Annotated in this window: 7 protein-coding genes; all 7 read left to right on the top strand. The window is 44.6% G+C overall.

The genetic code is table 11. From position 1 onward, the window contains the following. Nucleotides 1–6: 6 nt before the first annotated feature. Entirely contained in the window at nucleotides 7–1563 is a 1557-nt protein-coding gene (locus GJS45_RS01900; protein ID WP_202928017.1) for a SusD/RagB family nutrient-binding outer membrane lipoprotein, read from the top strand. Between the two features lie 124 nt (nucleotides 1564–1687). Then, nucleotides 1688–4246 (top strand): phosphocholine-specific phospholipase C, encoded by a 2559-nt coding sequence (locus tag GJS45_RS01895; RefSeq protein WP_162339742.1) that lies wholly within the window; start codon nucleotides 1688–1690, stop codon nucleotides 4244–4246. A 540-nt stretch (nucleotides 4247–4786) separates the two neighbouring features. After that, nucleotides 4787–5782 (top strand): 2-dehydro-3-deoxygalactonokinase, encoded by a 996-nt coding sequence (locus GJS45_RS01890; protein WP_162339741.1) that lies wholly within the window; start codon nucleotides 4787–4789, stop codon nucleotides 5780–5782. Further along, nucleotides 5751–6407 (top strand): bifunctional 4-hydroxy-2-oxoglutarate aldolase/2-dehydro-3-deoxy-phosphogluconate aldolase, encoded by a 657-nt coding sequence (locus GJS45_RS01885; protein ID WP_162339740.1) that lies wholly within the window; start codon nucleotides 5751–5753, stop codon nucleotides 6405–6407. Before GJS45_RS01890 ends, GJS45_RS01885 begins: the two co-directional genes overlap by 32 nt. A 49-nt stretch (nucleotides 6408–6456) precedes the next feature. Then, complete coding sequence (locus GJS45_RS01880; protein ID WP_162339739.1) at nucleotides 6457–7818, top strand: GntP family permease; 1362 nt, start codon at nucleotides 6457–6459, stop codon at nucleotides 7816–7818. A gap of 41 nt (nucleotides 7819–7859) precedes the next feature. Beyond that, nucleotides 7860–8696 carry a fumarylacetoacetate hydrolase family protein gene (locus GJS45_RS01875; protein ID WP_162339738.1) on the top strand — a complete coding sequence of 279 codons (837 nt, stop codon included), beginning with the start codon at nucleotides 7860–7862 and terminating at the stop codon, nucleotides 8694–8696. 195 nt (nucleotides 8697–8891) lie between these two features. Then, nucleotides 8892–10514 (top strand): CTP synthase, encoded by a 1623-nt coding sequence (locus GJS45_RS01870; RefSeq protein WP_162339737.1) that lies wholly within the window; start codon nucleotides 8892–8894, stop codon nucleotides 10512–10514. Nucleotides 10515–10565 lie beyond the last annotated feature (51 nt).

Genomic DNA, 10565 nt, shown 5'->3' with positions numbered 1-10565 from the left:
CGCATCATGAAAGATATAAAAATACAATTAGTGGGTGTGTTGACCTTACTTATATTGGTAGGCATGGTCAGCAGCTGTGACAAAGATTTTGAGGAAGTGAATAGAAATCCCAATAGTCCTGAGACCGTTTCTTCTTCGCTTTTATTACCCAATATCATTCGTAACGCCTCCAATGAGATTATTGGCAAAGGATGGGGAATTGGAAACGTGGTTATGCAGTATACATCAAAGATTCAGTTTACCAACGAAGACCGATATAATTGGGGACCTGAAGGGAATCCCTACAGTGTGTTTTACAACACCCTTAGGGACGTTAATAATGTGGTATTGATTTCCACGGAGCAGGGAGAGAACAACTACGTAGGTGTAGCTTTGGTAATGAAGTCGCTCATGTATGCCTTTATGACCGATGCCTATGGAGACCTTCCCTATACAGAAGCCACCGGTGCAAAGGAGGGGATCAACTACCCGAAATTTGACCGGCAGGAAATTATTTATGAAGGCATATTAAGTGATTTGGAGCAAGCCAATCAGTTGTTTGGAACTTCTGCCGAGGCATTGGACGGGGATATTCTCTTTCAGGGTGATATTATGAAATGGAAAAAGCTGTCAAATTCCCTCCGATTACGTGCCTTGATGCGACTTTCGGACCGGGAAGATCCATCAGCAGCCATGCAAGCGATTGTAGCGAACCCTCAGCAATTTCCCATCTTTGAAGGGAACGAGGACAATGCGGCCCTTCAGTATTTGCCGGATGTTCCAAATCAACATTACCTATATACCACCCGTTCCGGCTCCTTTGATGAATACCGGCTCAGTACTACGGTGGAAGGCTATTTGAAAGATCTCAGTGATCCACGTCTTTTTGCCTATTTCCAACCAACCAATGCTAGTGGTGCAGGAATCATAGGCGCTCCCGAGGATTATGCGGGGGTCCCCAATGGACTTGCCGATGAAGATGCACTCGATTATTCCCCAACCGGTGATCCCGACAGGGGAGGTTCCAATTTCATTTCCAGGGTAGGCTTGTTATTTTCATGCCTTGTTTGTTCGGATTACGCTTCCCCAATCGGCTTTCAAACCATGTTGATGGGCTATTCTGAATTGCAGTTTCTATTGGCAGAGGCCAGGGAAAAGGGCTACATTTCGGTAGGCGACGCAGGTACGTACTATGAAAATGGAATAAAAGCCTCGTTTGATTATTACGAGGAGCGACTGCGGGTTGCCAATCTAACCGAGTTGGCAGATGTGGTGCAGCCGGAAGCGGGTTATTATTCGCAACAAGATGTTGCCTATACGGGTAGCCAGCAGGAAAAATTAGAAAAGATCGGTACCCAAAAATGGCTGGCACTTTTCTTCAATGGCCTGGAAGGATGGTTTGACTGGAGAAGAACGGGCATTCCGGAGATCGAGCCCGGTCCGGCGGCCTATATAGAAACGGTGCCCGTACGGTTTATGTATCCCACCGGTGTACAGGCGCTAAACAAGGAAAATTACGAGCAGGCCGTGAGTGTTCAGGGACAGGATAGAATCACCACCCGCGTTTGGTGGGATGTGGAATAAACAGCTAGCTACCAGACAGGAAAGATACCTGTCTGGTTTTTTTTTGATTTTTGTCAGAAATGAATCGAACATTTACTCCATTTCGGGTAAATGAGCTGTATATTAAAAAGTCAAGGAATTAATTATGAATGAAAATAGAAGGGAATTTCTAAAGAAAGCAGCCCTGTTTTCTGGTGGAGCAGGCCTATGGGGAGCATTGCCATCCTCCATTCAAAAAGCCATGGCTATCAGTCCCGACCCGGGAACTACCTTTATGGATGCGGAACATGTGGTGATACTCATGCAGGAAAACCGCTCTTTTGACCATTGCTTTGGAAAGTTAAAAGGTGTCCGTGGTTTTAACGATCCCCGCGCCATCCGGCTTCCAAGCAAGGATTTGGTTTGGCTGCAGCGGGATAACAAAGGGCAGACTTTTGCTCCATTCCGTTTAAATATCCAAGATACGAAGGCTACCTGGATGAGTGACATTCCTCATTCCTGGGAAAATCAGGTAGATGCCCGAAATAACGGAAAGTACGATGGATGGATCGAGGCAAAACGTCCCGGGAGAAAGGAGTTTAGTCAGGTGCCCATGACGATGGGCTATTACGACCGGGAGGACATTCCCTTTTATTACGCCTTTGCCGATGCGTTTACCGTTTGCGACCAGCACTTTTGCGCTGCATTGACCGGAACCACCACTAACCGAAATTACCTCTGGGCGGGAAAAACGGTCGGCAAACCGGGAGAGAAGCCATTGGTAAGAAATGGGGAACATACCTATGGTAAAGAAGTGGATTGGAAAACCTTTCCCGACCGCCTTCAGGAACAGGGAGTGGATTGGAGGGTGTATCAAAATGAAGTGAGTGTTAATACCCTTCTGGAAGGGGAAGATGAGTCCTGGCTGGCTAATTTTACCGATAATAACCTGGAGTGGTTTAAGCAGTTTGGTGTTCGGTTTACGCCTGGCCATTATGCCTTCCTGAAGCACCACCAAAAAAATCTCCCGACCGAAATTTCCGAACTGGAGACGGAAATTGCCCGAGCGGCGGAAGACAGGAAGAATGAACTTTTAAGCCAACTGGAAGCGAGAAAACGGGAACTGGAATTTATAGAAAAAACGCTAGCAGAATTTAATCCCGACGCTTTTGCCAGGCTCAGCGAAAAGGAAAAGGAATTACATAAAAGGGCTTTTACGACAAATATAGCCGATCCGGATTATCACCGGACTGAGGAGCTAAGGTATCGCGAGGGGAATGAAAAACGGTCCACCAAAATTCCAAAAGGGGATATTTTTCACCAATTCCGAAAAGACGTGGACTCAGGAAAGTTACCGACTGTTTCCTGGCTGGTGGCGCCGCAGAAATTCTCCGATCACCCCAGTGCGCCCTGGTATGGGGCTTGGTATGTATCAGAGGCCTTGGAGATTTTAACTAAAAACCCGGAGGTTTGGAAGAAAACCATTTTTATTCTCAACTATGATGAGAACGATGGGTATTTTGATCACGTACCTCCATTTGTACCACCCAAGCCTGGTGATTCCACAACGGGACGGATGTCCAAAGGACTGGATGCCCGTACGGAGTTCGTGACCAAAGAACAAGAGATAAACTATCCGGGTATGAGTCCTGAAGATGCCCGTGAAAGCCCCGTTGGATTGGGTTACCGTGTACCGTTGATCGTGGCTTCTCCATGGAGCAGGGGCGGATGGGTAAACTCCGAAGTCTGTGACATATCGTCTACCATATTGTTTTTGGAAAAATTCCTATCCCAGAAAACCGGAAAAACCATTCGGGAGGACAATATCAGTAGCTGGAGACGAGCTATCTCTGGGGATCTTACCTCGGTATTCAGACCTTATAATGGGGAAGCGATAGACTTGCCTGATTTTGTGGATTTTGAAAATCATGTGAAAGCCATTCATCGTGCCGGATTCAAAGAAATCCCGAATAATTTCAAAGCACTTGATCCGGAAGAAATCCAACGGGCCAATAACCATCCTCAACAATCCCCCTGGATTCCAAGTCAGGAGCCGGGCACTAAGCCCTCGAATGCACTTGCTTATGAACTCTATGTGGAAGGAAACCTGGATGAGACGGAAGATGTGGTCCGGATTCGGTTTGAAGCTTCGAATAAACAATTTGGTAAAAACGCCCTTGGAGCTCCATTTGTAGTTTATGTACCTGGAGCCTACACATCTGCCGAATACGGGGAAACCGAAACCTTCCGCAGCTGGTCCTTTGCAGTCAAATCGGGAGATGAACTGAATTATGATTGGCCCCTGAAAAATTTTCAAGGAGAAGATTATCGCCTGTTGGTATACGGGCCTAATGGCTTCTTCAGGGAGATTTCCGGCCGAAAAGGTTCCCCCATCCTGAATACGCAATCCGAATACCTCCCGGATGATTCTATTTCCGGATCGGGGATTGTGAAAGTGGTTTTAGAAAACAGAGAGTCGCAACCTATAGCACTATCGGTTTCTGATAATGCCTACCGGCAGGGGAATAAATCCATTACCCTCAAAGCGAGACAAAAAAAATCAGTTCGTATTCCTACGCGCTCCAGCAATGGCTGGTATGATTTTTCAATACGGATGGAGGATATTCCCTCCTTTAACAAACGGTATTGTGGCCGACTTGAATTTGGAAAACACAGTACTTCTGACCCTTTCATGGGAGGTGAAACAGCCCTTGATCTGACTTAAATTTCTGGAAAAATGCAGGATGTCAATTACCTAGGTTGGCATCCTGCATTTTCTTTATCCATGGGCTAATAATTTTTTCAAATGGAGACAACTTGTCCCGTTCCGATGATTGGGATGTCCCGAACTTTCTAAGGAAATCTCGTTTCTTTTCCCCCGATAATTATCGCTACATCCAACTTTATGTCGCTTTTATTATGCTTGTTTGCCTCAGGCAGGCTCGCTTTCATTATGTATATGCTCCCCAATTGGCTGATTTTACTTCCTAAAAGAAGGAATAGTGGTAAAATTTTCTTTTTTTTCTGAAATTAATTTTGAATTCTTTAATTTCAGCAGCTGAATTATTTTAAAAGGAGCATTTTGGATGGTCAAAAGATCCTAAACGATGCTAGTTTTTGGGGATGGTGGAGCGAGCTCAAGGAAAGAGGCTGGTTGTGGCTTCTGATTCCCGATTAATAATAGTTCAGAAATGATTTGGTGCGTTTGATAAAAGCAGACAAGAATAAGTCAGGTAAAAGATAAACCCAGTAACCTACGATTGATATGATTCGGTTTTTAAGCTGTGATTGGGGAACCAGTTCGTTCAGACTTCGATTGGTACGAGTGGAAGATCGACAGATTCTTGGAGAGTATATTTCCGGACTGGGTGTCAAACAGGCTTTCCAAAATTTTCAGGAAAGTGGACCCAATACAGATAGAGAGCAGTTTTATATGGATTTGCTTAGCGAGGGAGTAAAGGCACTGGAAAGAAAGCTGAACCTGGATCTGACCGAAACCATGATTCTATGTTCCGGAATGGCTTCGTCTACAGTAGGCATCAGAGAGTTACCGTATGCGACGCTTCCCTTCCCTTTAAAGGGGTCTACCATGGAAATGCATTTTTACAGATCAGGAGATAAAATAGATCATCCGATTTTTTTGCTATCAGGTGTCAAAAGTACCCGGGATGTGATGCGGGGAGAGGAAACCCAACTAATAGGAATTATTCGTCAACTGCCCTCCTTTGCTGGAGAGGGGGTTTTTATCTTGCCGGGTACTCACTCCAAACATATATATGTGTCCGCTGGTGAAATTTCTGACTTCAAAACCTATATGACCGGGGAGGTTTTTCAGATTCTTTCGCGTCACAGCTTGCTTTCCGATAGTATCAGCAGGGGAGCGTTAGCAGATACTGAATTGGGTCTGGCTTTTACCAGAGGGGTAGAAGAGGGGGCTAAGGGTAATTTACTGGGTTCCCTTTTTCAGGTTAGAACCAACGAATTATTTGGAAAGCTAACTAAAACCGAGAATTTTCATTATTTGAGCGGTTTGTTGATTGGTAACGAACTTAGTAATTTGTCAACTAATAGAGACTTTCCGATTTATTTATGTGCCGAAGGTAATTTACATACAACCTATTCCAGAGCCATGGAAATTTTGCCGCTAAAAGCTAAAATACTTAGCCAGCAAGACGTCCGGCAGGCGGTGGTATTTGGTCAACTGGAAATATTTAATTATACCAATAATCATGAAAAAAGCATTTTCTTGGGAAGCTTTTGAGAAAGCTCCCATTGTATCCATATTTAGGAATCTGGATAGTAAGGATTTGATTCGGGTGGCCTCCTGTTTTCAGGAAGCAGGAATCAGTACCATGGAAATCACGATGAACTCGGATAATTCCAAAAATGACATCGCCCATTTGGTAAAAGAATTTGGAGAGGTATTGAATATTGGAGCGGGGACCGTTTGTGATTTGAATGGGATGCACGAAGCACTTGAAGCCGGTGCCCAGTTTATAGTGACTCCCATATCGGATGTTGATGTGATTAATTACTGTGTTGCCCAGAAAATACCGGTCTTTCCCGGGGCATTTACCCCTACTGAAATTTTCAAGACCTGGCAAATGGGTGCCACGATGGTCAAGGTATTTCCGGCTGGGTCCATGGGGCCTGCTTATATCAAAGATGTCCTGGCCCCATTGAATGATATTTCATTAATGCCTACGGGAGGAGTGAATGCGAGTAACATTGCCGCCTATTTCGAAGCAGGGGCAAAGGCTGTTGGTGTGGGCAGTGCATTGGTTCCCAAAGAATTTCTTAATAATAAAGACTGGAAGGGGCTTACGAACCACCTACATGCTTTCTTAGGGGCCTATAAGAAGTTTGCCGATAAGCAAACCAGTTAATAGCTGCCTTTGAATTAACCTAAACCTAATATCAACAACCAAAACCCTCATGGACCAAACCATTTATTTATTTATAATTACCTCTTTATCAATCGTACTTTTATTGGTGTTGGTAATGAAACTAAAAGTTCATGCTTTCATTTCGTTACTTCTTGCCAGTTGCTTTGTGGGGTTGGCTGCCGGAATGCCATTTATGGAATTGATTGCCAGCCTTCAGAAGGGGATGGGAGATATTTTGGGGTTTATTACCATTGTGGTCGGGTTAGGAGCCATTTTGGGGAAATTACTTGAAGTGTCCGGAGGCGCGCAGACCATGGCGCATTTTCTCATCAAGGGTTTTGGCGAGAAAAGAACCTCTTGGGCGTTGATGCTTACCGGATTTATCGTATCCATTCCGGTATTTTTAGATGTGGGTTTTATTATTCTAATACCACTGGTATACGCCCTGGCCCATAAAGCCCAAAAATCCCTGCTTCATTTTGCAGTTCCTTTGTTGGCAGGGATGGCAGTGACGCATGCTTTCATTCCACCAACCCCCGGACCCGTTGCGGTGGCAGAAATTATTCAAGCTCCTTTGGGCTGGATGATTGTTTTCGGGGTTTTGGTCGGACTTCCTTGCGCCATTTTGGCCGGTCCGGTATTTGGCGGATTTATTTCAAAGAGAATTTTTGTCCCGGTTCCTGCTCATATTGAATTCAATGATGAAGAAGAAAGTAAAGCCAGCAGGAATGATTTTTTTATGATTGCATTCATCATCATTTTGCCTTTATTTTTAATTTTGATTGCAACGAGTTCTGACATGTTTGTCGACATGGGCTATATCAATGGAGATAGCTTTTTGATCCGTTTGGCTCAGTTTTTAGGGCATCCCTTCATCGCGCTAACCATCGCTACTTTGGTCGCCTCCTATTTCCTGGGGTTCAGAAAGGGATTTAAAGCCAAACAGCTCCTGGAGTTTTCGGATAAAGCCCTCGCACCAGCCGGGCTAATCATTGTCATTACAGGTGCGGGAGGAATGTTTAAGGAAATACTGGTCCAGAGCGGGGCCGGAGAGGCGTTGGCGGAAGTATTTATCGCCTACAATGTGGCACCGATTGTAATGGCCTATCTGATTGCCGTAGTCATTCGGATTATTCAGGGTTCGGCTACGGTGGCTATGGTGACGGCGGCAGGAATGATCGCTCCGGTTCTGAGTGGATTGGACTACTCTGATCCGCACAAGGCACTAATTGGTATTGCCATTGCGGCCGGTTCCTGTATCTTGTCGCATGTAAACGACAGCGGCTTTTGGCTGGTAAAAAAATACCTGGACATTTCCGAAAAAGAAACCCTACAAACCTGGACGGTACTGGAAACCATTATCTCCCTTACCGGGTTTTTTCTGGTTTTGGTCCTATCTTTATTCATCTGATTAATAGAATGTCAATTTTAGAACCTAATGGATAGTATAACATGAAAATATACCGAACCAAAAAAGGAATCGTCCTGGAAAACGGACACGACTTATACCTGGTTAAAGATCAGAACTGGGATGAATTCATCAATGATGATGGGTTATATCAAAAACTTACCAACATCGTACAGGAGTTAGCTCCAGATAAGGAGGCGCATGATTGGCTGGCAAATGCCCTACTGCCGCCAGTCGGCAGTCAGGAAGTATGGGCCAGCGGGGTAACGTATTTTCGGAGTAAGTTGGGGCGTCAGGAAGAATCTAAAGATAGCGGCGGCGGAACATTCTATGAGAAGGTCTATCAGGCAGAAAGGCCTGAATTATTTATGAAAGCTACTGGTCCCAGAGTAATGGGGCACATGCAGGAGGTTCGTATCCGGAAAGATTCAAAATGGGATGTGCCCGAACCTGAGCTCACCTTGCTGATATCTAGTTCAGGCAAAATTCTGGGCTACACCATCGGTAATGACATGAGTTCAAGAAGTATAGAAGGCGAGAATCCGTTATACCTTCCACAGGCAAAAGTATACGATGGCTCTACTGCCCTGGGTCCCTGCATTCTGATCAGCGAAGAAGCGTTGCCGCCGGACACGTCCATAAAACTAGAAATCATCCGGGAAAGTAATCTGGTATTTAGTGATTCCATTACCATCGATCAGATCAAACGGAAGTTTAGTCAACTGGTGGAATTTCTCTATCGTGAGTATACCTTTCCTTCTGGTGCATTCTTGATGACAGGGACAGGTATCGTACCGGATCATACCTTTACCTTGCAATCCGGCGATAAAATTAAGATCCATATCGACGGAATTGGCACCCTTATCAATATGGTAGCTTAGCAGAAACAAATAAAAAATTTCTATAGTAAGGTAACCAATTGCTATACCGCAGGTTAAACCAATCCGTAGGGATATCTGATCTGGTCCCAGGGTAGTGGTACAAAATTTTAAATCGTTTGTCCACGACCAAGTCAATTATTTTACCTAATTTTGAATCCCATAAGAATATAAACAAAATTTCATCCACGCGTTCTTATGGGTTTTTCTACAAAACACATCTTTATTACTGGAGGGGTCACCTCTTCCTTGGGAAAAGGGATTATTGCCGCCTCTCTAGCCAAGCTTTTACAGTCCAGGGGCATTTCCGTCACCATCCAAAAGTTTGATCCTTATTTGAATATTGATCCCGGAACTTTGAATCCCTACGAGCACGGAGAGTGTTACGTAACAGAAGATGGAGCGGAGACCGATTTGGATCTGGGTCATTACGAGCGGTTTTTAAATGCGACAACCTCTCAAGACAATAATGTTACGACTGGTAGAATCTATAACAACGTCATTACCAAAGAACGAAAAGGAGAGTTCTTGGGTAAGACCGTACAGGTAGTACCGCATATTACCGATGAGATTAAAAACAACTTCTACAAATTAGGCCAGGACGGCAAGTACGATGTGATCATCACCGAAATCGGAGGTTGTGTGGGGGATATTGAATCCTTACCCTTCGTGGAAGCCGTGAGGCAGGCCAGGTGGGATTTGGGTCCTAATAATATATTGGTGATTCATTTGACCTTGATACCCTACCTATCTGCCGCAAAAGAGCTGAAAACCAAACCGACCCAACATTCGGTTAAGCAGTTGCTGGAGGCGGGTGTTCAGCCGGATATATTGGTTTGCAGGACGGAGCGTCACTTACCCTTGGATGTGAAAAAGAAAATTGCCCTTTTTTGCAACGTACAATTGAACTGTGTAATTGAGGCCATGGATGCCGATTCTATTTACGATGTTCCCCTTTTGATGAAAAAGGAGCGGCTGGATGAGCGGGTTATGAGTAAACTCAAAATCTCTTCCAAAACGAATACAGAATTGGAGCAGTGGAAGGAATTTTTGGGGAAATTGAAAAACCCAACGATGGAGGTGGATATAGCTCTGATCGGCAAATACGTCTCCCTTCCGGATGCCTATAAGTCCATCATTGAATCCTTTATCCATGCCGGGACCTCACTGGAATGTAAAGTGAACCTGCATTTGATATCCTCCGAGGAAATAAACATTGATAATGTCGAAAAGAAATTAAACGAAATGGATGGGGTGCTGGTAGCTCCTGGTTTTGGCGTTCGTGGTTTGGAAGGGAAACTGGAAGCAGCTAAATTTGCCCGGGAGAATGAGATTCCCTATTTCGGGATTTGCCTGGGAATGCAAATTGCTGTAATCGAATTTGCGAGAAATGTGATGGGCTTGACAGACGCCTCTTCCACGGAAATAAACCCAGACTGTAAAGATCCGGTAATATTTTTAATGGCGGAGCAAAAGGACATCACCCAAATGGGTGGGACCATGCGGCTAGGTGCTTATCCTTGTGAGTTGGTAAAAGGTACCAAGGCTTTTACGGCCTACGGAAAGCAAAAAATCACTGAACGGCACCGTCACCGATACGAATTTAATAACAAGTACCTAAAGGACTTTGAAAATCACGGCATGTTGGCTTCAGGAAAAAACCCGGACAAGGGCTTGGTAGAAATCATCGAGTTGAAAGACCATCCCTGGTTCGTTGGTACCCAGTTTCACCCCGAATATAAAAGCACGGTATTGAATCCGCACCCCTTATTTGTCCGGTTTATTAAAGCTGTTGGAGAAAAAAAGCAATCTAAATCTTAAAAAAATAGCATTGAAAAGGGCAGATTTAAGAAATCTGTTTCGTAAACAATT

This window comes from Cyclobacterium salsum (genome assembly GCF_010119245.1).
Lineage (GTDB): Bacteria > Bacteroidota > Bacteroidia > Cytophagales > Cyclobacteriaceae > Cyclobacterium > Cyclobacterium salsum.
This window is presented reverse-complemented; position numbering and strand designations above follow the sequence as displayed.